General features: G+C 62.3%; 28 protein-coding genes. 25 read left to right on the top strand and 3 right to left on the bottom strand.

Features of this window, described 5'->3' with window-relative positions; genetic code table 11:
* Positions 1-2: 2 nt before the first annotated feature.
* The 3 genes from WS89_RS01210 to WS89_RS01200 all read right to left on the bottom strand — a co-directional run bounded on the left by WS89_RS01210 (position 3) and on the right by WS89_RS01200 (position 2,508).
* Positions 3-473 (bottom strand): hypothetical protein, encoded by a 471-nt coding sequence (locus WS89_RS01210; RefSeq protein WP_156440490.1) that lies wholly within the window; start codon positions 471-473, stop codon positions 3-5.
* 107 nt (positions 474-580) lie between these two features.
* A complete protein-coding gene (locus WS89_RS01205; RefSeq protein WP_059789229.1) occupies positions 581-763 on the bottom strand; it encodes a hypothetical protein in 183 nt (60 codons plus the stop codon).
* A complete protein-coding gene (locus tag WS89_RS01200; RefSeq protein ID WP_218921288.1) occupies positions 763-2,508 on the bottom strand; it encodes a DEAD/DEAH box helicase in 1,746 nt (581 codons plus the stop codon). Before WS89_RS01200 ends, WS89_RS01205 begins: the two co-directional genes overlap by 1 nt.
* 39 nt (positions 2,509-2,547) lie before the next feature.
* On the opposite strand from WS89_RS01200, the gene WS89_RS01195 reads away from it, so the two are divergent.
* The 25 genes from WS89_RS01195 to WS89_RS01075 all read left to right on the top strand — a co-directional run bounded on the left by WS89_RS01195 (position 2,548) and on the right by WS89_RS01075 (position 23,703).
* Positions 2,548-3,201, top strand: coding sequence for a ParB/RepB/Spo0J family partition protein (locus WS89_RS01195; protein ID WP_059789227.1), 654 nt, complete (start codon positions 2,548-2,550; stop codon positions 3,199-3,201).
* Positions 3,198-3,677: a DUF2829 domain-containing protein gene (locus tag WS89_RS01190; RefSeq protein WP_059789226.1), complete on the top strand. Its 480-nt coding sequence runs from the start codon at positions 3,198-3,200 to the stop codon at positions 3,675-3,677. Before WS89_RS01195 ends, WS89_RS01190 begins: the two co-directional genes overlap by 4 nt.
* The gene (locus WS89_RS01185; RefSeq protein WP_059789225.1) at positions 3,674-3,877 is read left to right on the top strand and encodes a hypothetical protein; all 204 of its coding nucleotides are present in this window, start codon (positions 3,674-3,676) and stop codon (positions 3,875-3,877) included. Before WS89_RS01190 ends, WS89_RS01185 begins: the two co-directional genes overlap by 4 nt.
* Entirely contained in the window at positions 3,874-4,530 is a 657-nt protein-coding gene (locus tag WS89_RS01180; protein ID WP_059789224.1) for a ParB/Srx family N-terminal domain-containing protein, read from the top strand. The genes WS89_RS01185 and WS89_RS01180 overlap by 4 nt, the downstream gene beginning before the upstream one ends.
* 16 nt (positions 4,531-4,546) lie before the next feature.
* On the top strand, positions 4,547-5,263 hold the full coding sequence (locus WS89_RS01175; protein ID WP_082741744.1) for an ATP-binding cassette domain-containing protein: 717 nt from the start codon (positions 4,547-4,549) through the stop codon (positions 5,261-5,263).
* A complete protein-coding gene (locus tag WS89_RS01170; RefSeq protein WP_179949829.1) occupies positions 5,263-5,592 on the top strand; it encodes a thioredoxin family protein in 330 nt (109 codons plus the stop codon). The genes WS89_RS01175 and WS89_RS01170 overlap by 1 nt, the downstream gene beginning before the upstream one ends.
* Positions 5,589-6,569 carry a hypothetical protein gene (locus tag WS89_RS01165; protein WP_059789222.1) on the top strand — a complete coding sequence of 327 codons (981 nt, stop codon included), beginning with the start codon at positions 5,589-5,591 and terminating at the stop codon, positions 6,567-6,569. The genes WS89_RS01170 and WS89_RS01165 overlap by 4 nt, the downstream gene beginning before the upstream one ends.
* Before the next feature lie 229 nt (positions 6,570-6,798).
* Positions 6,799-7,218, top strand: a complete 420-nt coding sequence (locus tag WS89_RS01160) for a hypothetical protein (RefSeq protein WP_156440489.1) — start codon at positions 6,799-6,801, stop codon at positions 7,216-7,218.
* Between the two features lie 544 nt (positions 7,219-7,762).
* Complete coding sequence (locus tag WS89_RS01155) at positions 7,763-8,401, top strand: hypothetical protein (protein ID WP_059789220.1); 639 nt, start codon at positions 7,763-7,765, stop codon at positions 8,399-8,401.
* Complete coding sequence (locus tag WS89_RS01150; protein ID WP_218921287.1) at positions 8,388-9,683, top strand: phage terminase large subunit family protein; 1,296 nt, start codon at positions 8,388-8,390, stop codon at positions 9,681-9,683. Before WS89_RS01155 ends, WS89_RS01150 begins: the two co-directional genes overlap by 14 nt.
* A 55-nt stretch (positions 9,684-9,738) precedes the next feature.
* A complete protein-coding gene (locus tag WS89_RS01145) occupies positions 9,739-11,295 on the top strand; it encodes a hypothetical protein (protein ID WP_059789219.1) in 1,557 nt (518 codons plus the stop codon).
* Positions 11,296-11,395: 100 nt separating this feature from the next.
* Positions 11,396-12,283 carry a DUF6651 domain-containing protein gene (locus WS89_RS01140; RefSeq protein ID WP_059789218.1) on the top strand — a complete coding sequence of 296 codons (888 nt, stop codon included), beginning with the start codon at positions 11,396-11,398 and terminating at the stop codon, positions 12,281-12,283.
* 86 nt (positions 12,284-12,369) lie between these two features.
* On the top strand, positions 12,370-13,272 hold the full coding sequence (locus tag WS89_RS01135; RefSeq protein WP_059789217.1) for a major capsid protein: 903 nt from the start codon (positions 12,370-12,372) through the stop codon (positions 13,270-13,272).
* A 98-nt stretch (positions 13,273-13,370) separates the two neighbouring features.
* On the top strand, positions 13,371-13,880 hold the full coding sequence (locus WS89_RS01130; RefSeq protein WP_059789216.1) for a hypothetical protein: 510 nt from the start codon (positions 13,371-13,373) through the stop codon (positions 13,878-13,880).
* Between the two features lie 3 nt (positions 13,881-13,883).
* A complete protein-coding gene (locus tag WS89_RS01125; RefSeq protein WP_059789215.1) occupies positions 13,884-14,669 on the top strand; it encodes a hypothetical protein in 786 nt (261 codons plus the stop codon).
* The gene (locus WS89_RS01120) at positions 14,666-15,430 is read left to right on the top strand and encodes a hypothetical protein (protein ID WP_059789214.1); all 765 of its coding nucleotides are present in this window, start codon (positions 14,666-14,668) and stop codon (positions 15,428-15,430) included. Before WS89_RS01125 ends, WS89_RS01120 begins: the two co-directional genes overlap by 4 nt.
* The gene (locus WS89_RS01115) at positions 15,405-15,758 is read left to right on the top strand and encodes a hypothetical protein (RefSeq protein ID WP_059789213.1); all 354 of its coding nucleotides are present in this window, start codon (positions 15,405-15,407) and stop codon (positions 15,756-15,758) included. The genes WS89_RS01120 and WS89_RS01115 overlap by 26 nt, the downstream gene beginning before the upstream one ends.
* Positions 15,749-16,210 carry an HK97 gp10 family phage protein gene (locus tag WS89_RS01110; RefSeq protein ID WP_059789212.1) on the top strand — a complete coding sequence of 154 codons (462 nt, stop codon included), beginning with the start codon at positions 15,749-15,751 and terminating at the stop codon, positions 16,208-16,210. The genes WS89_RS01115 and WS89_RS01110 overlap by 10 nt, the downstream gene beginning before the upstream one ends.
* Positions 16,207-16,590: a phage tail terminator protein gene (locus WS89_RS01105; protein WP_059789211.1), complete on the top strand. Its 384-nt coding sequence runs from the start codon at positions 16,207-16,209 to the stop codon at positions 16,588-16,590. Before WS89_RS01110 ends, WS89_RS01105 begins: the two co-directional genes overlap by 4 nt.
* A gap of 53 nt (positions 16,591-16,643) precedes the next feature.
* Complete coding sequence (locus tag WS89_RS34395; protein WP_218921286.1) at positions 16,644-17,489, top strand: hypothetical protein; 846 nt, start codon at positions 16,644-16,646, stop codon at positions 17,487-17,489.
* Between the two features lie 81 nt (positions 17,490-17,570).
* On the top strand, positions 17,571-17,951 hold the full coding sequence (locus WS89_RS01095; protein ID WP_059608975.1) for a hypothetical protein: 381 nt from the start codon (positions 17,571-17,573) through the stop codon (positions 17,949-17,951).
* Positions 17,952-18,025: 74 nt separating this feature from the next.
* On the top strand, positions 18,026-18,292 hold the full coding sequence (locus tag WS89_RS01090) for a hypothetical protein (RefSeq protein WP_156440488.1): 267 nt from the start codon (positions 18,026-18,028) through the stop codon (positions 18,290-18,292).
* Positions 18,293-18,299: 7 nt separating this feature from the next.
* A complete protein-coding gene (locus tag WS89_RS01085) occupies positions 18,300-22,706 on the top strand; it encodes a tape measure protein (protein ID WP_082741743.1) in 4,407 nt (1,468 codons plus the stop codon).
* On the top strand, positions 22,703-23,068 hold the full coding sequence (locus tag WS89_RS01080; protein ID WP_059789208.1) for a hypothetical protein: 366 nt from the start codon (positions 22,703-22,705) through the stop codon (positions 23,066-23,068). The genes WS89_RS01085 and WS89_RS01080 overlap by 4 nt, the downstream gene beginning before the upstream one ends.
* Positions 23,068-23,703, top strand: coding sequence for a hypothetical protein (locus WS89_RS01075; protein WP_059789207.1), 636 nt, complete (start codon positions 23,068-23,070; stop codon positions 23,701-23,703). The genes WS89_RS01080 and WS89_RS01075 overlap by 1 nt, the downstream gene beginning before the upstream one ends.
* Positions 23,704-23,706: the final 3 nt, after the last annotated feature.

Raw genomic sequence — 23,706 nt, 5'->3', positions numbered from 1 at the left:
AATTACCACGCAGACCATTCTGAATTACCGAGCGCCGCGTCTGCGAGCAGCGCATCGGCCACCTTCTCCACGTCATCTTGTTCCTGAATCGGCAGTTGCCAGCGAGCCGCATCGTCGGTCAGCTGCGCAGCCGGGAACCGCTGGGACTCGGGCATGTTCGAGTCGCCATGCTTTGCGCGCCACTCCAACACCTGCTCGATGTCCTTGAGCGCAGGATCGGTCAAATCGAGCGCAAACTTGCGATACGTCCGTATCCGCTGGTCGGGCTTCATCGCCAGCAGGCTACGTTCGCTCAGTCTATCGAGCCACACTTGGCGCGACTCGGGCAATACGTGGCTGTGAGGCCGATAGTTTACCCGCGACAGCAAAGTTGCGAGCGCACCTACGCCATCACGATCAATTTCGATGTCAGCGGTGATTTCAGGCAGCAGCGCCTTGGCACGCTGCATGAGGGTGACAATCGGTCGTGGCAAGGTGTTTCTCCGCAAATGAGAAAGGGCTCCGAAGAGCCCTTAGATCGTTGTCTACACGGATAAGTATAGTCAGCGCATGGACGATTACGGCTTGGGCAGTCGCTCCCTCACCCGATCTCCTTCGTGGTCAGCACGACGATGCCCCAGAGGAACTGCGCAGCAGCGGCGCCATCTGCCGCCCCGACGCCAGTTGCGACCCCGACGCCAGTTGCGACCCCGGCCGCACTGCCGGCCAGCGTGGTCAGCAGCAGGGACAGGTAGGTGAGCAGGAAAATTTTGCAGTTGCGCATTATGCCGCCTTCTTGAAAGCTGAGTAGTCGAAGTCCGCCACGATGTTCTCCCCGAACCCCGGCGTGTTCTTGATGATCGCGATCCGCTCGTTCTGGTGGTCGCGAAGGGTCTGGTTGTTCGCCTCGACGAAGTCCACGACGAATGCGACGTTCGGGCCGAGCTTCTTCGCGCGCAGCCCGCGGCCGATCCGCTGCCGGGTCTGCACCTCTGCCTTGCCACCGCCGGCAAGCACGATCAGACCGACGGCCGGCACGTCGACGCCCACGTCGAGGATTGTCGAGCCGATCACGCAATCGATGCGATCGTCGCGCAGCGCGTTCAGCGCGGCCTGTCGCTCCGTCTGGTCGTGCTCACCGAAGATGAAGTTGCAGCGCACGCCGGCGGCCGTCAGCAGCTCGGTGAGGCGTTTGCCGTGCTCCTTGCGGCCGACAAGCACCATTGCTCGCAGACCGTGCTTCGCCGCGCGCGCGACCTCGTAGACGATCGCGTGGTTGCGCTCGTCGTTGTTGACGATGCCGACCTCGTAGCACTTGGGCCAGGGCGTCGAGCGAAACAGCCGGTGCGTGAACACTTTGCCCTTCACCTCGGTCTGGTATTGCGGTGCGTGGTTCTGGAGCGGGATAAACTTGAAATAGGGCGTCGCGAGCACGCCAAGGTCGATCAACTGCTTCTCTGTCACCGTGATCGCGACCGGCCCGCTGCATGCCTCGAGACGCAGGTTCGCTTCAGGGCTGTCCTTCATGAACGGTGTTGCGGTCAGCGCGAGCCGGTAGTGCGCGTTCGTGCACTGGCGCATCAACTGGTAGAAGCCCTCGCCCGACACCTCATGAGCTTCCTCGAGAATGACGAACTCGATCGTCTTCAGCCACTCGATGACCTCATCGCGCCGCTTGTTGTGGTCGCGCACCTTCGCCTGAATGTCGGCGACCACCTGCGCGTCTGAGGGCCGCTGCGCCTCGAGCGTCTTGCGCAGCGTGGCGGTGGCGGCGCTGACCTCAGCCGCCTTCAACCCTTGCTTCTTCAGCCGCGTTGCCTGTTTCTCGACCTCGCGGTCCTCTGCCGCGTCGCGGTTTTTCAGGTAGGCGAGCATTTCGCCTTCCTCAGTCCAGAGTTCGACCGCCTGTGCGAGCGTCTGCACCATGCCGGCCGTGAACTGGCGCGAACCGTCCCACTTGCTGTCGCCGATGATGCCGGCCGTCTCCTTTAGGTTCGACTCGACCGCGTCGGCCATCTGGTAGAGCAGGATCCCGCGCGTCGTCAGGAACAGCGTCTTGCGGGCGATGCGTTTGTAGCAGATGCGCGCGATACGGGACTTGCCACCCCCGGTGGCGACGCGGGCAATGATCTGCCGGTGCTTGACCAGTTTGTCAGCGACCTCGGGCTGGTAGCTGTAGCGCGGGTCATAGCCGAACTCGTCGACCTCCGGGCGCTCCGGACCGAGCGGCGCCGGCGCGGGGTTGCGCACCACGTTCACCCGGTAGCCGGCCTTCAGCAGCTTCGCCTGCACCTTGTAGAGGAAGCCCGCCGGGAACGTCCCGCTGTTGAAGTCGAAGAAGCTCGAGCGGCCATCCCAGCTCGTGCCCTTGAATGCCTGCGAATACTGTGCGCCGTCGACGAGGTAGGACAGCGTATCGCGCACGAGCAGCTTCGCTTCTCGACTGGCGCCGATCAGTTTGGCATTCACCGCGCTCGCGGCGAGCGTGATCCCGATTGTCGTCATATGCCTTGCCTTAGAGGAGGTCAAAAAGTATAGTAAGCAGTGATTTAACTTACGCTCACCATTATGGCAGGTTCAGCTACCCACATCCAGGTATCACAGGCGACCGTCCCGATCGACATGCTGCGACCCAACCCCTGGAACACAAACCACATGAGCCCGGAGAACGAAGCGAAGCTTGACGCGTCGCTGAGGCGCTTTGGTGGGCTCTACAAACCTGTCGTCGTTCGAACTATCGACGACGGCGCGTTCGAAATCCTGGGTGGCGAGCACCGCTGGGAGAGCGCGAAGCGGATCGGGCTCACGGAAGTTCCGATCATCAACGTCGGCCGCATCAGCGACAAAGCGGCGAAGGAGATTGGCCTCGTCGACAACGGTCGCTACGGCGAAGACGACACGCTCGCGCTGTCACGCCTGCTCAAGGAGCTCGGCAACGACGTCGCCGAATTCCTGCCCTACACCGACGGCGAGCTCACCGACATTCTCATGGCTTCGAGTATAGATCTCGACGAGCTGGATTCTGACGCTGAACCGCAGATGCCTGAGCTGCCGAGCGCAGGTGCCACCCATCAGGTGATGCGCTTCAAGGTGCCTGTCGAGGATGTCGCGTGGATCACGTCCGCGATCGATCGAGCCTCACGTGAACAGGGCTTCACGCAGGAAGACTCTATGACGAACGCCGGCAACGCCTTCGTCCATCTGATGAAGGCATACAAGTGAAGCGATACCTCGGAACCAAGATCGTCAACGCCGAACCGATGACGCGCGGCGCCTACAACACGTTGCGTGGCTGGACGGTGCCGGCCGACGAGAACCCGGCCGACGAGGGCTATCTCGTCGAATACGCAGACGGCGGGGCAGCCAACACGGCGCTCTATGCCGGCTACGTCAGCTGGTCGCCGAAGGCGGTGTTCGAGCGTGCATATCGGCAGGTCGAAGGCATGACCTTTGGCGATGCAATCGAAGCACTGAAGGCAGGCAAGCGAGTCGCTCGGGCAGGATGGAATGGGAAGGGCATGTGGCTCGCGCTCGTGTTCGGCTACGACTACAACCCCGATTCGCGCGCGGGTTCCGTGCACGCTCTCGGCTGCGAGAAGTTGCCCTGGATCGGCATGAAGACAGCCGACGAGAAGTTCGTGCCGTGGCTCGCGTCGCAGACCGACGTGCTCGCTGAAGACTGGACGTTGATCGCATGAAGCCGACCGGTTTTGCCCGCATCCCGCGCGCTGAGTTCCTCTACCCGGAGTGCCAGCGCTGCTACTTCCACAACCGCGAGCCGGCCATTTGCGAAGCGTGCGATAGCGCTTCGCAATTCGAGCCGGAGGACACCACGGAACACCTCTCCGCGCGTCGCTCCGCGATCGTGCAGTTCTACCGAAACAAAGAGGCCGCATGAGCCGAAATCATCCCCGAGTTACCCGTCGCGAGGACGTCTGGAAGGTCGCCGCGCTGGTCCCGTATGCAAAGAACGTCAAGAAGCACGACGACGCGCAAGTGAACAAGATCGTCGAGTCGATCGAGCAGTTCGGCTGGACCCAGCCGATCGTCATCGATGACCACGGCGAGATCATCGCCGGCCATGGCCGGCGGCTGGCGGCCATCAAGCGCGGCATGGAAGAAGTGCCCGTCGTGATCCTGTCGGGCCTGACCGACGAAGAGAAACGCGCGCTGCGTCTCGCCGACAACCGCACGAACGAAGGCGGCATCGACACGCTCATGTTCCGCGAGGAAGTGGCCGGCCTCGAATCGCTGCTGGTGGGCATCTTCGACACGAAGGAACTCGAGTTCTCCGCGGCCGACCTCGGCGAGCTCAATGTCGACGCGTTCGTGCCGGACGTCGCGGTAGCAGTCGAGCAGCAGGAGGAAGAGGCACACGCGAAAGCGGACGCGGTCAGTGCGCGCCGCGTGCCGCTCGCGAAGGTGTTTGGGTTCAAGGACATCGCTGGCGTCGACGAGATCCACGTATCCCGCTTCATGGCGCGCGTGCAGGCAGAAACGGGCCTGGCCGGCGCAGACGCGCTGATCGCTTTTATTCGGCGCCAACAGTAAATCACGAATGATTTAAATGACAACCTATCTCATTGACAAGCGGTTCCACACCCGCGTCGCGCGATCGCAGCGCGTCGTCGAGGTGGCAGAGGCATTCGGCCTCGGCCTGGACGACAAGGAGTTCGTGATCTTCGACGAGCTGAATCTGGACGTGGAGCAGGGCGACGTCGTCTACATCACCGGCCAGTCGGGCGCGGGCAAGTCGCTGCTGCTGCGCGAGCTTTCCGACCAGATGGACGCGGCCGGCAAGAAGGTCGCGAACCTCGACCACGTCCACCTCGAGCCCGACGTTCCCTTGATCGACCAGATCGGCACCTCGACCAACGACGCGATCCGGCTGCTGTCCATCGCCGGGCTGAACGACGCCTACCTGTTCATCCGAAAGCCCGGCGAGCTGTCCGACGGCCAGCGCTACCGCTTCCGCTTGGCGAAGGCGATCGAAAGCCAGGCCGACGTCTGGGTGGCCGACGAGTTCATGGCGGTGCTCGACCGCACCGCGGCGAAGGTGATCGCGTATGCGGTGCAGAAGACCGCGCGCAAGGTTGGGGCGACGGTGATCGTTGCGACGACCCACCTCGACCTCGTGGAAGACCTCCAGCCGTCGCTCTACATCGAGAAGCGCTATCGCGAAAAGCTGCGCGTCGAGACGTTCAAAGAGCTGAATGCGGCCGCTGCCGGCGAGCGTGTGATGACGCGCGACGAGGCATTCGAACTCCTGAAACGGATGGCATGATGAAACAGATCTACGACAAGCTCCTTTCCGGCTCGAGCACGGCGCCCGAAGTCGTCATCTTCACTGCGCCGTGGTGCGGCCCGTGCAAGATGCTCAAGCCTGCGCTGCAGGCGCTCAAGGCCGACTACGGTTTCAACTGCACCGAGATCAATGCAGCCGACATCAGCCCAGAAGATCTAGAGACGCTCGGCGTGCGTGGCGTGCCGAACTTGCGAGTGCTCCAGGACGGCGTCGTCAAGGCGCAGTTCTCCGGCGCGCGCACCAGGGCACAGGTTGAGGACTGGCTGACCTCGTTCGGTGTCATCGCGCGGGGGCTGAGCTTCGAATGAGCACGCCGGCCACCGCATTGAACCTTGCCGGGCCGATCACGGCGTCAGACGACCGGGATAGCCCGATCCTGGCGTGGCGCGATCCGGCAGCCGGCACGCGGCCGCTGTCGCTCGTCAAGCACATGTATGTGGAGCGGGGCACGCTGGAAGACTGGCAACTGCTCCACGAGCTCCACTACAAGGCATCGAACAACGGTATCGGCCCGCGCTACATGCGCCTGGTGGTCGACGACGGCGTCGCGCCGGCCCAGACGATCGGCGTGATGGTGTTCACGGTGCCGAAGCCGCTCGACTCGGGCCGAAATCAGGTGTTCCCGCATCTGCGTCCGAACCAGAACGGCCGCGACACGAAGCTGATGAACGTGCAGCGCATGGCATGGATCAACAAGAACCTGATCCTGTCGTCGCGCACGGTGCTGGACACGATGTATCGCGGTGGCGGCATTGCCTACCGGTTCAAGAATCTGGCATACCGCCTGATGGGCTTTCGCTACGTTGAGTCGCGCAGCTCCATGAGCCGCTACAACCCGTTCTCGGCGAAGGCCGGCATGCGGTTCGTGAAGCCGAAATCGGCGCCGGCGTTCGAGTCGGGCCTCGCATTCTTCGCGCGACACTTCAAAAGCCCGGCCTACGACTACGTCGCGATCAAGGCAGAGATCGAGGGCATGCCCGACTACCTGCGCGAGCACACGCTGAAGGAGCTTCGCGCCTTCTACTACCGCAACAGCTCGATGGAGAAGTCGGGCGACAACCGGCTGAACGGCACGTCACGCGTTGAGCAGATGGAGCTCGGTTACCTCCTGAAGCAGACGCAGCAGCTGGTGTTCGGCGCGACGGTGTATGCCGCGTGGGTGAACCCGGATTGGGATGCGGCAACCGGCGCCATGCGCGCGCTGCCGGCACGTCTGCCGCTGTCCGCGTTCGACATGCAGGGAGTGGACGAACCGTTGCGACTCGATCTCTTGGAGGGGGCATGAGTGCACGCCGGTTGCGTGATCGACCTGAGCTTCTTGCAATCGCCAGTAGTTCGTTCTGCGATGGCCGGTGCAGGGTTGACACACGCGTTTTCAACATTGACGGTTTTAGAGGATGTTCTTTCGACGAGATTAGCTGGCTTCGCATGCCATCAAGAGAAGAGCTGACCACTGCGCAAATTTCACTTTTGGCTCGAAATGGCCGGATGGAATGGCTGTGCAAGGAGCGGCAATGAATCTGACCGTTAAGCAGATCGAGATCATGAAAGTCGTGGTGGCGGGCAACGCCGCGGCCGCTGGATGGTCGCCGGCGGACATCGACCAGATCCTCGATCGGCTGCCGTATCGCACCACGAAGGAGAGCCTGCAGTTTTCGCTGCGCGCACTCGAGAAGCACGGCCTCATCGACCGGGGTGCCACGGAACACCGCCGAGGGCGCGTCAGGCGGCTCGTGGCGCCCACGCCGACGGGTAGTGCCGTCATTGCCGGGACGCCGCGACCGGAACCCGCCAGCGCGCCCACCGTGCGCCCGTCGGCCCCGGTCGTGAACGAGGTAAGCGGTGAGTTATCTGAGTCGGTGATTCCGGAGCTCGTGACGGTCGAGGAATTTGATGTCGAACCGGGCTTCGTCGAGGAGGTGCTGATGGACTGAGGCACGCTATCTTACTGAATGCTTTCGAATGGAGACCCCTGCGCCGGAGTCTCCAGCGAACCACCCAAAGAACCGAGGAATTATTACGAAATGCTTTACTTGTCACTTTTCAGGCATTCCCGTTCCGCGGGTCTCTGGAAGACGAAATATCGTTTGTATTCATAAGGATACTGATTACTTGTCACTTTTTTGGTATTTCCGTGGCTTGCTGTAAGAAAAGTAATGGCCTCTCCCGCGGCCTTTCAATTTTCTTCCAACTTGTCACTTTTTGGGTGTTCCCTATATATAAGAACCCTTTTTAAAACCTTTACTGTATTTACATTGATTGACTGAAGGGTTTTAGAAAGGTGTTCCGACAGGCATGACGGGAGGGTGAGAACGATGTGCGGGACGGGGACGGCGCTGCCGAATTGCGTCGCAAAAAATAAGTCGTCAGTGATTTACAATAACGGCCGGATTGGGGTATGCTTCGCTTTCAGGTTTACGCATATCTCCAAGGGGCACACCGATCACGGGTGCCCCTATTTTTTTGTCGGGAGCATTGATGGCTGAGCAGAAGACGCCCGGTGCGAAGAAGGGCACGAAAGCTCTGACCGAGAAGCAGCGCGCGGAGGTGATTGCCCTGTGGCAGTCGGGGGATGCGACGCTCGAAGAGCTCGGTGAGCGGTTCGGGCGCACGCCTCGAGCGCTGATGATGATGTTCTCGAAGGCGGGGGTGAAGAAGGGCGAGAAGCGCGCCGAAGTGCATGCAGCGGTGCAGCAGAAGGTTGCAGAGCAGATTGCGGGCGACGCGACGGTCATCGCCGGCAAGATTCGCGAGACGAAAGACAGCCACTACAGCGCGGCGAAGGTCATTGCGCAGCTGATCCAGAACCAACTCGTAAAGGCGCAGCGCGACGGGCAGGCATTCGCCACCGTTCAGAACGAGATCAAGACGCTCAAGCTCGCGGCCGAGGCGCTATCGATCTGCCGCGCCGAGCGCTTCGAAGTGCTGGGCATCGCGAACGGCGAGAAGGACGAGATTGGCGATCTGCCTGAGCTGCCGATCCACGAAATGACCGCGGATCAGATCCTCGAAATGCAGCAGCGGCAGGAGGACGGCGGTATCGACGTAGCGGCCGATGACGCCATGACGGTCGACTTCGACGAAGTGCCGGCGGGGGTGGCTAATGAAGCTGCGTGAGCCCGGCCTGCCGACCGCGAAGGCGGCAACACCGATTCAGTCCGAGGTCGAGGCGATCTTCCTCCATCCGAAGCAGATGGAGGTGTTCCAGTCGCCGCACCGCTTCCGCGTGGTTGTCGCAGGCCGGCGCTGGGGCAAGACCCAGCTTGCCAAGGTGTCGCTCATCAAATACGCCAAGGTCGCGCGCCGGCTGATCTGGTATGTCGCGCCGTCCTATCGGATGGCGAAGCAGATCATGTGGCCGGACCTGATCGCAGCACTGCCGCGGCGGTGGGTCAAGAAGATCAACGAGACGACGATGTCGATCTTGCTGGTCAACGGCACGCGGATCGAGCTGAAGGGCGCCGATAACCCTGACTCGCTGCGCGGCGTGGGCGTCCACTTTCTCGTCATGGACGAGGTGCAGGACATCAACCCGGAAGCCTGGTCGAAGGTATTGCGGCCGACGCTGGCGTCGACGGGTGGGCACGCACTGTTCATCGGGACGCCGAAGTCCTACAACTTCCTCTACGACCTCTACGCGCTCGGCCAGAACCTCGAGAACCAGATGCTCGGACGTTGGAAGAGCTGGCAGTTCCCGACCATCACGTCGCCCTTTATTCCGAAGTCCGAAATTGAGGCTGCCAAGGCCGACATGGGCGAGAAGGAGTTCGCGCAGGAGTTTGAGGCGAGCTTCGAGACGATGAGCGGCCGGGTCTACTATCCGTTCGACCGAAAGACGCACGTCGGCGACTACCCGTTCAACCCGTCGCTGCCGATCTGGGTGGGGCAGGACTTCAACATCGATCCGATGTCGAGCTGCATTTTGCAGCCGCAGGAGAACGGCGAGGTCTGGATCGTCAACGAGCTGAGCCTGAAGAGCTCGAACACGGAGGAGGTGTGCGACGAGCTCGAGCGCCTCTACTGGAAGCTCATGGGCAACGTCACGATCTTCCCCGACCCGGCCGGCGGCTACCGGCAGCACGCGCGCGGTGAGTCCGACCTGGACATCTTCGTGCAGAAGGGGTTTAAGAGGATCCGCTACCACAAGAAGCACCCGCCGGTCGCCGATCGCGTGAACGCGGTGAACCGGATGCTACGCACTGCTGACGGCAAGATCCGGCTGCGCGTGGACAAGCGTTGCAAGGAGGTCATCCGATCGCTCGAGCAGACGATCTACAAGGAAGGCGGGCGCGAGGTCGACAAGGATTCGGGCTTCGACCACATGGCCGACGCGGTGGGCTACCCGGTCCAATACATGTTCCCGGTTCGTGAGGTTCAAGTGATGGGCGTTTCGCTGTAATTGACATGATAAGTCAGCAGTGATTTAATCGCCGCTGGCCCGAAAGGTAAGGCACATGAGTTACTCGCAAAAGACGCTTCAACAGTTCATCGCTCGGCGGCACCCGCTGTATGAAGCGATGAAGGCGCATTGGGACTTCCTCGAGGAAACCTACGAGGGTGGCCGCGCCTGGTTCGTCGCGAACTTGCATCGCTACATCAAAGAGGGCGAGAAGGAATACGAGGATCGGTTGGCGCGAGCGTATCGGTTCAACCATTCGCGCGAGGTCGTCGACCTGCTCGACAAATACGTGTTCAAGATGGAGATCCAGCGCAATGAGGATGCGCCGGATTACGTGCAGCGGTTCTGGAAGCGCGCGACGCTATCGGACCTACCGATCACGGAATTCATGAAGCGCGTGTCGAACCGGACGTCGACCTTCGGCCGTGTGTGGATCGTGGTTGACTCGACGAAGTCCGATGAAGTGCAGACGATCGCTGACGAGAAGGCGACGGACTCCCGCGTCTACGCCTACATCATCAAGCCGCAGCACGCGCTGGACATGAGCTTCGACCAGTTCGGCAAGCTTAACTGGATCCTGTTCTACGAGACGGAGCGCGACGACGGGAACCCGATCACCTCGTCGGGCAACGTCATGGAGCGTTACCGCCTCTGGACCCGCGACAGCTCGCAGTTGTTCCGCGTCGAATACAAGCGCGGCAAGCCGATCATCATAGAAGACGCTCCCGTGAAGCACGGGCTCGGTGTCGTCCCGGTGTTCTGGGCCGACAACATGATCTCGGACGACGTCTACACGTCCCCGGCGCTGATCGCCGATGTCGCCTACCTCGACCGTGCGGTCGCGAACTACCTGTCGAACCTCGACGCGGTGATTCAGGACCAGACGTTCAGCCAGCTCACGATCCCGTCTCAAGCGATCGAGTCGGGCACGGAAGGCTACGACAAGCTGGTGGAAATGGGCACGAAGCGGATCTTCGCCTACGACGGTTCGGGCGGTGGCAAGCCTGAATTCATTTCGCCGGACGTGAAGCAGGCCGAGCTGATCCTGCAGGTGGTTTCCAAGATCATCAACGAGATCTACCACTCGGTCGGCCTAGCCGGCGAGCGCACAAAGCAGGACAACAGCCAAGGCATCGACAACAGCTCGGGTGTGGCGAAGGCATACGACTTCGAGCGCGTGAACTCGCTGCTCGCGGCGAAGGCCGACGCGCTCGAAGCGGCAGAACGCAAGCTCTGCGAGCTCGCCGCGCGCTGGAACGGCGAAGAGATCGACATCGCGCCGAATGCCGCACTGGTCGAAGAGCGCCAGATGGTTTCTTACCCGAAGGACTTCGACGTCCGCGGGCTCTACGACGAGTTCGACATCGCGGCACGCCTCTCGCTCATCGAGGCGCCGGACAGCGTGCGTCGTCAGCAGATGGAAGCGGTCATTCGCAAGCTGTTCCCGATGATTAAGCAGGATCTCATCGGCGCGATGAAGGCTGATTTGAAGAACTGGCCGCCGGTGGACGCGCTGGCGGCGCCTGGAGCAGGCGCGACCCCGATGGGAAAGGGCGAGCTCCAGAAGACGGCGGGCCGGATCGTTTCGAACCAACTGGTCAAGTCGTCCTGAGCAGTAAAGCGGGCCAAGCGATAGGCCCATCACACAACCCGACCGAGAGAACGGTCAACGAAAGGTAGGCAAGAACATGAGTTGGTTTCTGAAGCAGTTGATGGTGCGCGGCGGCTACATGGACGCAGCGGCGGGTGACGGCGGTGACGGCGGCAAGGGCGGCGGCGGTGGTCCGGCTGGCAGCGGTGGCGCACCGGAAGGCGGCGAAGGTGGCGGCGCGGGCGATGGCGGCGGCAAGAACAAGGGCGGTCAGGGTGGTGAGGGCGGCCAAGGCGACCCGGCCGGGTCGCGCTCGGGCAAGCCGTCGGATGCGGAAGCCGCACTGCTTCGTGAAGTGATGGACAAAAAGGCCAAGCTGAAGGAGACGTCCGAGGAGCTCGCGCGAGTGAACGCGCGCCTCGCGGAATTCGACGGCCTGGACGCGAAGGAGCTGCGCGAGCTGGTGAAGCAGCGCAAGGACGCTGAGACGGCCCAGTTGGAGGCGAAGGGCGCGTGGGATGCGCTCAAGTCGCAGATGGTCGAGCAGCACAGCGCCGAGCTGCGCGAGCGCGATGAAAAGCTGACCGCCGCCGAGCAGCGTTCGCGCGATCTCGAGGCTCAGATCGCGGAGCTGTCCGTCGGCAATGCGTTCGGCAATTCGAAGTTCATCAACGAAGAGCTGACCCTGTCGCCGGCCAAGGCGCGGCGTGTCTACGGCGCGCACTTCGAGTTCCAGGACGGCGCGGTCGTGGCATTCGACAAGCCGGCCGGCGCGAAGGACCGCGCGGTGCTCGTCGACTCGAAGGGCGAGCCGCTGAGCTTCGAAGCCGCGATCGCCAAGCTCGTCGATATCGACCCGGACAAGGATTCGCTGCGCAAGTCGAAGCTGCGCACCGGTGTCGGTTCTTCGACGGGGGGCAAACAGACGCCGCATGCAGAACCCGAAGCGTCGAAAGTGAGCACGGGTCGTTCGAAGATCGCGGCGGGCTTGGCGGCACGCAACAAGTGAGATCCGCCTGGATCTTGTAAACCCGGTGGCTTCCTGATAAAGTAAGTCACCGATGAGTTATCATCGCTATTTTCGAAAGGAAAACTATGCCTCTGTTGCAAGCAGAAGCCGAGAAGCTGTCGAACAATCAGCTTGTCGCCGGCGTGATCGAGGAAATCATCGAACGCGATGAGCTCTTCGCGCTGATCCCCTTCATCGGCATCAACGGGAAGGCTTACGTCTACGACCGCGAGAACACGCTGCCGACGGCTGACTTCCTGTCGCCGAACGACACCGTGAACGAGGACGCAGGCACGTTCGACGAGGTCGTGTCGAAGCTGCGCATCCTCGCGGGCGACGTGGACGTCGACAAGTTCCTGCAGGAAACCGATTCGGATACGAACGACCAGCGCGCGACGCAGATCGCGATGAAGGCCAAGGCGGTCGGCCGTATCTTCAAGAAGACGATCGCGCAGGGCAACGCGGCGAAGAACCCGAAGGAATTCGACGGCCTGCCGCAGTTGGTCACCTCGGCGATGACGCTGGACGCTGACGCGAACGGTGCGTCGCTGACGCTGTCGATGATGGACGAGCTGGCCGACGCGGTCATCAACGGCGCCGACGCGTTCGTGATGCGTCCGGGCACGATCCGCGCATACCGCGCGCTGCTCTACGCGACCGGCGGCATCCAGCCGGCGATGGTCGAGATCCCGAATTTCGGCCAGGCGGTGCTCGCTCACAACGGCATCCCGATCCTGCGTAACGACTGGCTCGCGAACGACGAGACGATGGGCACGAACGCCAAGACGTGTTCGATCTATGCCGTCCGTCTGAACGAGCTCGACGGCATGCACGGCCTCTGGGGCGGCAAGGACGCGGGCATTCGCGTCGAAGACGTCGGCACGGTGCAGAACAAGGACGCCGACCGCATCCGCGTGAAGTGGTATTGCGGCACGGCTCTGAAGTCGACCCGTTCGCTGGCTCGTCTGCGCGGCGTCACCAACATTTAAGCCTGACGGTAAGTCACTAGTGATTTAAGAGGGTAGAATGCGGGGCATGGGCATGTAGTCCATGCCCCTTTTCCGTTTTGGACAGGGAGTTCCACCACATGAAGATCCGCATGGTTCAGGCCGGCTACGAGAGTTTCACCGGCTCGTTTGGCGGCGTTGACTTCGTCGACGGCGAGTCGGCGTTTGACGTCGACCACCGCACCGCCGGGCGCCTCGCCAACATCGTGAAGATCAAGCGCGAAGACGGCTCGAACCCGAGCACGGCGCAACTCGTGCTCGATTCGCAGACCCGGCCGATGGCCGTCATTCCGACCATCGCGCCGGCAGCAGCACATGTCGAGTATTCGCAGGAATACCTCGAAGGTGTCGCATCGGATCGCGGGATCAAAGGGCTGCGGGAAATCGGCGACACGCTGGGCGTGAAGGCGACCGGTATCGGCGAGCTGATCCGTCTCATCCTCGAGAAGCAAGGCGTGAAGGTTGACGTCAATCCGATCCCGCCGGTTGATGCGCCGGAAGGCCCGGAGGTTGCGACAAAGGTGACAAAGGCAACGACCGCGGCAGAAGCCGTAGCGCCGGCCGAAGCGAGCGTCGCCGAGGCGGTGTAACCCATGAACGTGTATCTCGCCGCGTCGGACGTCACCCTGACGATTCCGTTCGTTGACAGCCTGGGCAACCCGGTTACGCCAACCGCGGTGAGTTACCGCGTGCTGGATGAAGAGGGCGCTGTCTTGCTCGATGAGACGTCGATCGCGTTTGGCTCCATCGTCGAATCGGTGACGGTCACCGTGCCGGCTGCCATCAACGCGCTGCCCGCCGGGAAGGTGCGCGCGCTGCGCCAGATCGAGCTGCTCATGGACACGGCTGCCGGCCGTGTCCTCACGGATGCGCGATATCTGCTCGAGGGCACGGAGCTGCTGATTCCCGGCACCAACTCGTTCCAGACGCTCAACAAGGCCGAGCTCGTCGCGCTCGACATTCCGGGTCTGACCGGCTGGGTGCAGGCATCGCGATCCGAGCGCGTCGCTGCCATGATTCAGGCGCGCAACAACCTCGGCCAGATGCAATACCGCTACCGCTGGTCGGAGAACTGGCAGAACTTCATCTTCCCGGAGTTCGGGATCTATTCGATCGTCCAGTTTTCGCAGGAGCAATACATGTCCCTGCCGATCGACTTCCGTGTCGCGTGCGAGCGCGCTCAGGTCATGGAGGCCGACGATCTGCTGGGCGGCGATCCTGTCCTCGCCAAGCGACTGCAGGGCATTGTCTCCGAGACGATCGGGGATGCATCGACAACATTTTCGGCTGTTCGACCAAACCGCCGGCTGATCTGCGACCGCGCCATGAAGGAGCTGTCGCGCTACGTCGTCAAACGCACACGCCTTTCCCGCTCATGAAGAACCACATCATCGATACGCTGGGCCTGAACGTGGCTCGGCACACCACGGGCTTCAACATGGGCCTGACCGGGCTCGCCGCGTCCGTCGTGTATGGTGCCGCGCCGACCGCGCCTAGCACGCTCTCGCAATACACGCGCGAGTGCCTCAGCGCGCAGGCTGGCTATCTGACCGCGCTGGCGGCAGTGATCGATCTGGCGCTGCGCGACGTTGTGGCGGCTGCTGCCGAGCACGCCGGCGCCAGCCCGGACGTGGGCACGATCATCAGCAGCGAGTTCGTTCGCCAGGAGCGTGCCGAGCTGCTGGGTGCGCTGTCCGCTCTCGCGCAGAAGAACGCCGCGACGGCTGCGCGCCGCGTGCGCGACTTCGTGACGCGTGTCGACCTGGCTGTCATGGCCGGCACGAACACGATGTCGGGTGCGCTGGTGGCGGCGCGCATCGTCGAAGCCCAGGCGCCGGTGTCGTTTCGCGTGCTCGATACGCTGGGGCGCAAATGGAAGACAACCGACTACGCTGCCGCGCTCGTCAAAGGGGCGATGCAGGGCATCTACGCCAACACGTTCGCGACGATTGCGGCCTCGGCCGGCGTCGATTTGGTCGAGGTGACCTACCCGGACGAGATTCACGACAACCACGGCCTGCTGGTGTCGCTCTCTGGCGCCAAGGGCCGGTTGGGTTTCATGTCGGTGCGCGACGAGATCTTCCATCCGAACTCGGACGCGCAGCTGCGTCCGTATGGAGGTGACGATGTTCCGGCCTAACGCAGTCTGCTCGATCTTTCCGCTGCTCGAGCACACCCTCTATGGCGAGTCGATTGCCGGCAAGCCAGTTCAGGAGGGGTGCAACATCGTGCGCTCGCAGTCGAGCGTGAAACCCACCAACTCGCGCGCGATGATCTCGGGCTCGGGCGAGCACGCAGAAGACGCCGCGGTCGTCGCGCGCATTCTGGTTGACCGTCGCACGTCGGCAGCGATTGGCGCGAAGCTCACGGCGCGCGACATCACGATTCGCATCACGTCGATCGAGCCAAAATATGACACGTTCGGCCGGCTCGATCACCACGTCATCGAGGGCACGCCGTGGGTCTAGTCAAAAGCAACTTCAGCACTGAGCTGCTTGCCGCTCAACTGGCACAGCTGGGCGAGCGCTCGAGCCGCAAGATCCTGACCGTCATGCGTGACGAGGCGCAGACGATCGCGCGCCTAGCGAGGGAGAACGCGCCGCACAAGGACGGCGATCTGGAGGAAGCCATCCACGTTGTCGAGGACCGCGGTGGGATGAACAACCGCACACAGGTCACGATTGAGGTAGACCCAGCAGCCGTCGACGCCCACGGGAAGCGGGTCGCCGAATACGCCGCGATCATGCACGAGGGGCTGGCGCCCTACGGCACGGGCGCGTTCAAGCTCGACGACGGCTCGATCGCGAAGGACGCCGGCTCGGGCAAGGTGGGCGGCAAGTTCATGGAACGCGCGGTGCGTTCGCGGCTCGGCCCGATGGGCAAGAAGGTCAAGGCCATCATCAACGAGGAGGGGCAGTGAATCTGGAAATGTTCGTGCCGAAGCTCGTCGCGGCGGACCTCGGCAAGCCGGGCGTCAGCATCTTCATCAACGAGATGCGCGCGGGCTGCGACGGGATCATGCTCAAGGAGAGCTACAAGGGCACGGCAATCGATCCGAACCTTCCCAAGTTCTATCGGGGCGAGTTCGCAATTGTCGTGCGCAAGAACGGCTACACCGCCGCGCGCGCGCTGGCCTACGACGCGATGAACACGCTGGCATCGATGCTCGAGGAAACGCTCGACGATGGCACGCAGATCAAATACGTGATTCCGCGCCATCTGCCAATCGGTTATCCGATCCCACAATCGGGACTGCAGGAGTTCGTGGTCAACATTGACTGCGCCTACGTTGTCCGATAGAGTAATAAGTCAGCGGTGACGTATCATCGCATCCTTTGCAAAGGAGTTTTTGAGTGGCAAGTGATACCAAAAACGTAAAGCTGGGCATCTGCACCATTTTCTACAAGGGGCAGGATCTTGGCTATACGCAAGGCGGCGTGACGGTCACGGTCCAGACGAACACCCACAAGGTCAACGTCGACCAGTTCGGCCAGAGCGCCATCAACGAAAACATCATGTCGCGCGATGTCACGGTCAAGGCGCCGCTGGCGGAAACGACGCTGGACAACCTCGTCGCCACGATGCCGGGCGCCACACTGACCACGACGGGCGGCGCGAAGGCGACGGGCTCGCTGACGGTCACGGCGCTGCCGGCGGCCAACGATACGATCTCCGTCAACGGCACTGTCTTCACGTTCAAGGCGAACGCAGCGTCGGCGACCGATATCGCGATCGCTGCTTCGACGGCAGCGCAGGCAACTGCGATTGCGACCGCCCTGGCCGCCTCGACCGATTCGAAGGTCAAGAGCGCCAGCTATGCGGCCGCAGGCTCGGTGGTGACGGCGACCGCACAGGCGCAGGATGCCACCGGCAACGCATTCACGCTGGCGAGCGATGGCGCCGGCGTGACGGTGTCGGGCGCTACGCTCACCGGCGGGGCGGATCCGCAGAAGAGCGTGGTCGTGACGGATGGCGTCGGTCTGGACCTGCTGAGCCTGGCGGGCGAGCTCCGTCTGCACCCGCAGGCGAAGCCGGCAAACGACTACTCCGAGGACTTCGTTATTCCGCTGGCTGCAACGGCAGGCGGCATGAACTACGCGTATCAGGTGGACAAGGAACGCGTGTTCGACACGACGTTCACTGGCTTCCCGGACCCGCTGTCACGGAAGGTGTTCTCGATCGGCACCGCACCCGTGTAAAAATACGCACCTTTAGATAAGTCAGCGGCGACTTAATGGGCCGGCGCAAGCCGGCTCACCCACATCAAGAAGCGAAAGAGCATGAGCAAAAACTCCGCAGTCAAGATTCTCGATCTCGACAACCTGCCGACGAGCCAGCCCCAGCGCCAGATCACTCTGGGCGGCAAGAGCTACGCAGTGCAGGACATGACGGTCGAAATGTTTATCGACGCGCAACAGGCCGCCAAGCGCCTCGAAGGCGAGACGGACATCCTCAAGCAGCTGGACGAGACGATCGTCGCGATCATGCGCGCGGTGCCGGACGTGCCCGAAGCTGAGCTGCGCAAGCTGACGTTCGAGAAGCTGTCGGTGGTCGGCGCGTTCATTCGCGGCATGTTCGACCCGGACCAAGCCGACGTCGAGGCGGCGGTCGCTGCTGCCGCGGCAGAGAGCGGCGAGGGGGCCGGCGACGCAAAAAAGTAACTGCCGCTGATGCCGACGGGGAGGTCGAAATCGAGTTCCCCTTCCTGTTTTCGCGCGTCATGCGGCACTACAGCATGACCTATTGGGAAGTCATGGGTCTTCCCATTCGTGCTTTCTGGATGCTCAACCGCAACATCAACCGGCTGCTCGCGGAAGAAGATCTCCGCGCGTTCATGTTGCATGTATCCCGCCAGGCCGCAGAGCCCGCGCAGGAATACGAAACCAAGCTCCGAACCGAGATTTTCCCCGATCAGGTGAACGCGACGAACTCGCGCCTGAACGAGAAGCGTGATGACGCCGGTTTCGCAGAACTAAAGATGATGGCGTCGCAACAATGGTAGGAAGGGCATGAACGGTCTGGGCGACATTGGTTACAACCTCATTCTGGATGACAGTGGTTTTCGCGTAACCGCGAGGGCCACGCATGCGCAGCTCCAGGCGCTCGAGCGCCAGTTCGCATCGACAGGGCAGGCCGTAGAGGCATTGCAGGGCAGTTTGTCGAAGGCGGGCGGTTCGTTCCACAGCTTCGTGGCAACCGTTGGCGCGGTGAAGTTCGCCATGCTCGACGTCCATGGGATCTTTCTCGCGCTTCCGGCCGGCATCATGGAGACGTCCGGCCAGATCGAGCGGCTGACGAAGGTGCTGGAGGGGCTGTCGACCGCCAGCACGGATGCGAAGCGCCAGCTCGATGCGCTGCGCGGTGTCGACTTCATTCTGGGCCTTGAGCAGCGAGTGCCGTTCAGCATGCAGTCGCTCACCGACATGTTCGTCAAGCTCAAGACGGTCGGCATCGATCCCGCGAGGGGTGCCGCTGAAGCACTGACGAACGAGGTTGCAAAGTTCGGTGGTGGGTCGCTGCAGCTGAAGGAAGCATCGCTCGCGATCCAGCAGATGCTCGGTAAGGGCAGCGTGTCGCTGCAAGAGCTTCGCATGCAGCTGTCGCAGGCAGTCCCGAACGCGGCGCAGAAGATGGCCGACGCGATGGGCCTGTCGATGGATCAGCTCATCGGCAAGATCAAGAAGGGCTCAGTCGAGGCATCGTCCGCTGTGGGCAAGATGCTCGCTGCGTTCAATTTGGACTCGCTGGGCGCCGGCGCCGCCCAGATGGAGACATGGCTTGGTCTTCAGGAAAAGCTCGGCACGCAGTGGGAGCTTTGGAAGAAGTCCGTCGGCGACGCCGGGTTCTTCGATGCGGCGAAGAAGTCGTTGTCGGAAATGGTGGACGTCTTCCATACGTCCGAAGCGAAGCAGTGGGCTCATGACCTGAGCGATGGCTTGGTCGGCGCGATCAAGGCTGGCAATTCGCTCGTCAGCACGGTTGTCGAATACAAGGACCAGCTGAAGCTTGCCGCGGAGGCTGCCGCTGCGCTCGGTGCCGTAATGGCGACGAAGTGGGTGCTGGGCGGTGTCGCGGGCGCGGCTGGAAGCTTCGTCGGTTCGTTCCGGCAGTTCGCGACTGACTCGCTCGCGACCGAGAATCTGGTCGCGCAAAAGCGCATTTCCCTGTCTGAGCAGATTCGGGCCGAGGATGCAAAGCGTATCGCGATGATTCGGGAGGAGAGCGTAGCGCGTCAAGAGGCGCTCGCCGCGGAAATCGCGGGCAACCAACGCCTCATCGTCGAGAACGACAAGCGTTACGCCGCGATCGACGCGCGCCGTCAAGCCGAGATCGCCGGCGAGATCGCCGCCAACGAGCAGATTCTCGCGGCGAAGGTCACGTTGCTCGCCGAGCTCGAAGCGCGCGAGGTCGCGGCAACTGCGTTCGTGGCGGCCGAGCAGGACAAGCGTCTCGCGATGTCGATGGCATCCAATTCTGCAACGGCTGCGCAGTATGCGGCGCAAGCGAAGTTCACCCAGGAAGTAGAAGGGCGGCTCGCGTCGATGCGTGCTGAGATTGCGCTCCTGACCGAGGAAGAAGCGCTCCTGCGTCAGCGCATTGCCACGCTTAACGCTGTGTCGGCGGCCGAGCGCGAAACAGCGGTTGCACAAGGGCAGCTCAACGCAGCGACCAGCGCTGAAAACGCGATCCTCGTCGAGAAGAACGCACTCCTTGCAGCAACCATTGCCGAAGAGCGTGTAGCGCTGACGGCAGTTCAGCAGATGACGACTGCACAAGTTGCGTGGAAGGAGGCGACGCTTGGGCTGCAGTTCGCGTTCAACGCGCTCGGTGGCTGGCTCACGGTGCTCGCTGGCGCCATTATTGGCGGTATCGCGCTCTGGAACAGCTTCGCCGAAGCGGCGAAGCGCGCGGCAAATGCCGCGATCGACGCTGCCAATATCAAGCGCTCGATCGCGCAAGGTGCCGTTGCTCAGAGCGATCTGGACCGTCAAGACGGGCACATCGCGGATCAGAAGAACAAGATCGCCGACCTGAATAACCAGCTTGCTATCGCTCAGAAGGGGCAGCGCGTCGATTCTGGTTGGCAAGCGCCCGATCCAGAGCGCGTGAAACAGCTCAAGTCGCAGATCACTCAAGAGCAGGCTGCGCTTCAGGAGCTCGTCAGCCAGCGCGCTGCGGCGAAGAAGGTTCTAGACGCGTCCGACCTGGACGCCAACACCTACAAGTATCAGACTGCGTATCAGCGGGAAACTGACGCCAAGGTTGCGGCAATCGCGAAGTCCGGCCAGAACGAAGTCTCGGCGATCAAGGACAAATACGACGCGATTAAGAAGGCGTCAGGCAAGGGGTTGTCCGAAGAGCAGCAACAGGCGCAAGGGACCGAAGTTGCAGCGGCGATCAAGAAGGGCACTGAGGCGATTGCCAAGGCATACGAGGCGCGCGACGCCGAGCTACGCCAGAGGATCAAATCGGTCACCGGGCCGGACGCGGAAATGCAGCGCGCGGCGCTGCAGAAGGAACTCGAGCGAGTTCGCCAAGAGGGCGAGAACCAGCGTTCCACGTTCGTTGCGGCGATGAACTCGCCCAACGTATGGCTGGAAGCGAACAAGAAGAAGGGCGGCGCAGCGCGACCGCCGACCGACAAGCTCGCGAATCGGCTGGGCGACCTGAACGTCCAGATCGCTGACGCCAAGGCCAAGCTCGCTCAAGTCGTTGAGGGAGCAACCGAGTATGACCAGCTCCGCGCCCAAGCGCAGGAGAAGGTGTCGGCGATGATCGACGCCGGTCAGCTCAACTTCGTTACGCACGGAAAGGGCGGCACGAGCACGAAGGCCGACATCAACAGTGAAATGGCCCAGAAGCTCGTCGACCAGATGACGCTGCTTGAGATCCTGAAGAACGGCCGGCAGCAGATGCAGCAGCTCAACGCGCGGATCGCGCCGCTGAAGGCCGAATACGCGCAGGGCATGGATCAGATTGCGCAGGGGGATTTCACGACGCCGACCGGGAAGAACGACAACTCGATGTTGTCGTTCCTCGAGAAGCTGTCGACCCGATCGTTGGAAGCTGCGAAGGATCTCGCGCCTCTCATCGACAAGATGAAGGAGGCGCAGCGTGTGGCCGACCAGGTCGACCTGATGAACTTCACCCGCAACGTCGGCAAGCAGATGCAAACCGACCAGCTGTCGTTGATCGATGGGCGCGCTGAGAAGCTCCAGGCGCAATGGGCAATCGAGGACGCGGCATGGCGACGCGAGGCAGCAGACCGCCTGAACAAGGTGGCGAAGCAGGGGCAGGACGTATCCGAAGAGCAGTCGATTATCGACGCTGCCGATTTGGTGCGCGCGAAAAAGCATGCTCGGGATCTTGAGACGCCGATGCAGCAACTCGTTACCAAGTGGCAGCAGGCGACCGACACGATGCAGCAGGCGTCGGTGAACTGGTCGAACAACACGATCGACGCGTTCGTGAATGCCGCCAAGACCGGCCGGTTCGAGTGGCAAAACCTGATGGAGGGCATCGTCGCAGACACCCTGAAGGCGTCGCTCCAGAAGAAGATCGGCTCGTCCCTTCAGGTCGGCTACGACTGGCTGGCGAACGGGATTGGCAAGCTGCTGGGCGGCAACGCTACGCCGGCTCCAATTACGACCCAGGGTTCGGCAGGTGCGGGTCTGGGCATGGCTGGCGGCCTCGAGCTTCAAACGAGCGTGTCGACCCTGGCCCGCGGCTTCACCAATCTCGCGATGAGCTCTGACAAGTGGGGATTCTCGCTTGCTGACAACGTGAAGGGCATGTTGACAGGTCAGACCGCACAGGTGACCGCCAACAACTCGCTGATGACGCTGGCAAACGCGGCTCAGATTGCCTCGTCGGCACTCGCCCAGATCGCGGGTGGCAGCGGTGGTGGCAGCGGGATCGGCGGGCTGTTCGGCGCGCTGGGGTCGGCGTTCGGTCTTGGCGGCTCGTCCGGCGCTTCGACTGCGGCTGCCAGCTCGGCGAGCGGCTGGGGCGTGGGATCGAACAGCTTCGGCTTCACGGTGCCGGCGTTCGCGAACGGCGGGGTGATGACGCAGTTCGGCGTGATGAACCTCCGGAAGTATGCGAATGGCGGTATCGCCAATTCCCCGCAGATGGCGATCTACGGGGAGGGCAGCACGCCGGAAGCGTTCGTCCCGCTGCCTGACGGTCACTCTATCCCGGTGACGATGCGCATCGCGGGGCAACAGCAAAGCAGCAGCCAAAGTGGCGGCGCGCCGGCGGTCACCGTCAACGTCATTAACCAGACGGGCCAGCAGGTGCAGGCGCAGCAGGGCAACACCCGCTTCGACGGCAAGCAGATGATTCTCGACGTGGTGTTGTCCGCATCGACCACGCCGGGTGCGTTCCGTGACCAGATGCGGGGAGCACTGAAGTGACCTACAAGACCATGCCGTTTTGCGATCAGCAGGACTCGTCCAAGTTTCAGCCTGGCAAAGAGAACCCGGCGATCGGATCGAAGATGGATGGGGGCTACGTGGTGACGCGCCCCCGTCACACGCGCCGGCCGCGCCGCAAGTTCACGACCGGCTTCACCAACATGACCGAAGCCGATCGGAAGTCGTTCGACGACTTCTTCGATTCGGTAAGCGGCGGGTCGGTGATTTTCACGTATATCCACCCCACGACGAAAGAGCAAATTCTGGTGCGGTTCACGACCGACACCGAGCTCAACTGGAAGTATTCGGGCGCCGGCACGAACTTCCGATGGGACGTGGAATTCAAGCTTGAGGAGGCTTAATGGGTAACCGTCTCTCAGTCGCCAGCGTCATCGAGAAGAACAAGCTCGGCAGCGACGTTCCGTATCTGGCATTCCTCGAGATCGGCGTGCTCGATCGCACGACAGGCGCGATCGTAGAGACGCTGCGCTTCGTGAACAACACCGAGGACATCGCGCGCAACGGTGCGAACTACACCGCGGCGCAGTTCTCGCTTGAGCTCAAGGCGGAAACCGGCACGCAGCCGCAGATCATGCTGTCGGTCCTGGACTACGCGCGCGTGCTCCTGCAGAAGATGCAGGACTACAGCGGCGGCACGGGTTTCCCGGTGATCGTGATCGTGTGCTCGGCCGACAACCTGGACGGCACTCCGGAGGTGCAGGAGTATTTCGAGGTCGTCAACGCGTCGGCGACCAACTACACAGTGTCGTGGACGCTTGGAGCGGAGAACGGCCTGCAGAAGATGTTCCCGAAGCGGATCCAGCGGCGTGACTTTTGCCAGTGGATCTATCGCGACGGAAGCACCTGCCGATACAACGGTCCGATGCAGGTTTGCGATCGAACAATGGAGGGGAAGCTCGGCTGCCGCGCTCACGGCAACGTCATCAACTTTGGCGGATATCCGAACCTTGTTTCCTCGAATTCTGTTACCCGGTAGAAT

Origin of the sequence: Burkholderia sp. MSMB1072 (assembly GCF_001524725.1) — a bacterium.
In the GTDB taxonomy this organism is placed as follows: Bacteria; Pseudomonadota; Gammaproteobacteria; order Burkholderiales; family Burkholderiaceae; genus Burkholderia.
Note: the sequence above shows the minus strand (reverse complement) of the source record. Positions and strands in the feature narration are given on the sequence as shown.

Excerpts from the sequence above, each read along its gene's own strand:
- WS89_RS01120 (WP_059789214.1), top strand. The coding sequence starts at position 14,666 with ATGAAGAACCACATCATCGATACGCTGGGCCTGAACGTGGCTCGGCAC.
- WS89_RS01115 (WP_059789213.1), top strand. The coding sequence starts at position 15,405 with ATGGAGGTGACGATGTTCCGGCCTAACGCAGTCTGCTCGATCTTTCCG.
- WS89_RS01165 (WP_059789222.1), top strand. The coding sequence starts at position 5,589 with ATGAGCACGCCGGCCACCGCATTGAACCTTGCCGGGCCGATCACGGCG.
- WS89_RS01085 (WP_082741743.1), top strand. The coding sequence starts at position 18,300 with ATGAACGGTCTGGGCGACATTGGTTACAACCTCATTCTGGATGACAGT.
- WS89_RS01205 (WP_059789229.1), bottom strand. The coding sequence starts at position 763 with ATGCGCAACTGCAAAATTTTCCTGCTCACCTACCTGTCCCTGCTGCTG.
- WS89_RS01155 (WP_059789220.1), top strand. The coding sequence starts at position 7,763 with ATGGCTGAGCAGAAGACGCCCGGTGCGAAGAAGGGCACGAAAGCTCTG.
- WS89_RS01175 (WP_082741744.1), top strand. The coding sequence starts at position 4,547 with ATGACAACCTATCTCATTGACAAGCGGTTCCACACCCGCGTCGCGCGA.
- WS89_RS01095 (WP_059608975.1), top strand. The coding sequence starts at position 17,571 with ATGAGCAAAAACTCCGCAGTCAAGATTCTCGATCTCGACAACCTGCCG.
- WS89_RS01130 (WP_059789216.1), top strand. The coding sequence starts at position 13,371 with ATGAAGATCCGCATGGTTCAGGCCGGCTACGAGAGTTTCACCGGCTCG.
- WS89_RS01145 (WP_059789219.1), top strand. The coding sequence starts at position 9,739 with ATGAGTTACTCGCAAAAGACGCTTCAACAGTTCATCGCTCGGCGGCAC.
- WS89_RS01125 (WP_059789215.1), top strand. The coding sequence starts at position 13,884 with ATGAACGTGTATCTCGCCGCGTCGGACGTCACCCTGACGATTCCGTTC.
- WS89_RS01135 (WP_059789217.1), top strand. The coding sequence starts at position 12,370 with ATGCCTCTGTTGCAAGCAGAAGCCGAGAAGCTGTCGAACAATCAGCTT.
- WS89_RS01160 (WP_156440489.1), top strand. The coding sequence starts at position 6,799 with ATGAATCTGACCGTTAAGCAGATCGAGATCATGAAAGTCGTGGTGGCG.
- WS89_RS01075 (WP_059789207.1), top strand. The coding sequence starts at position 23,068 with ATGGGTAACCGTCTCTCAGTCGCCAGCGTCATCGAGAAGAACAAGCTC.
- WS89_RS01185 (WP_059789225.1), top strand. The coding sequence starts at position 3,674 with ATGAAGCCGACCGGTTTTGCCCGCATCCCGCGCGCTGAGTTCCTCTAC.
- WS89_RS01150 (WP_218921287.1), top strand. The coding sequence starts at position 8,388 with ATGAAGCTGCGTGAGCCCGGCCTGCCGACCGCGAAGGCGGCAACACCG.
- WS89_RS01180 (WP_059789224.1), top strand. The coding sequence starts at position 3,874 with ATGAGCCGAAATCATCCCCGAGTTACCCGTCGCGAGGACGTCTGGAAG.
- WS89_RS01140 (WP_059789218.1), top strand. The coding sequence starts at position 11,396 with ATGGTGCGCGGCGGCTACATGGACGCAGCGGCGGGTGACGGCGGTGAC.
- WS89_RS01195 (WP_059789227.1), top strand. The coding sequence starts at position 2,548 with ATGGCAGGTTCAGCTACCCACATCCAGGTATCACAGGCGACCGTCCCG.
- WS89_RS01090 (WP_156440488.1), top strand. The coding sequence starts at position 18,026 with ATGACCTATTGGGAAGTCATGGGTCTTCCCATTCGTGCTTTCTGGATG.
- WS89_RS01170 (WP_179949829.1), top strand. The coding sequence starts at position 5,263 with ATGAAACAGATCTACGACAAGCTCCTTTCCGGCTCGAGCACGGCGCCC.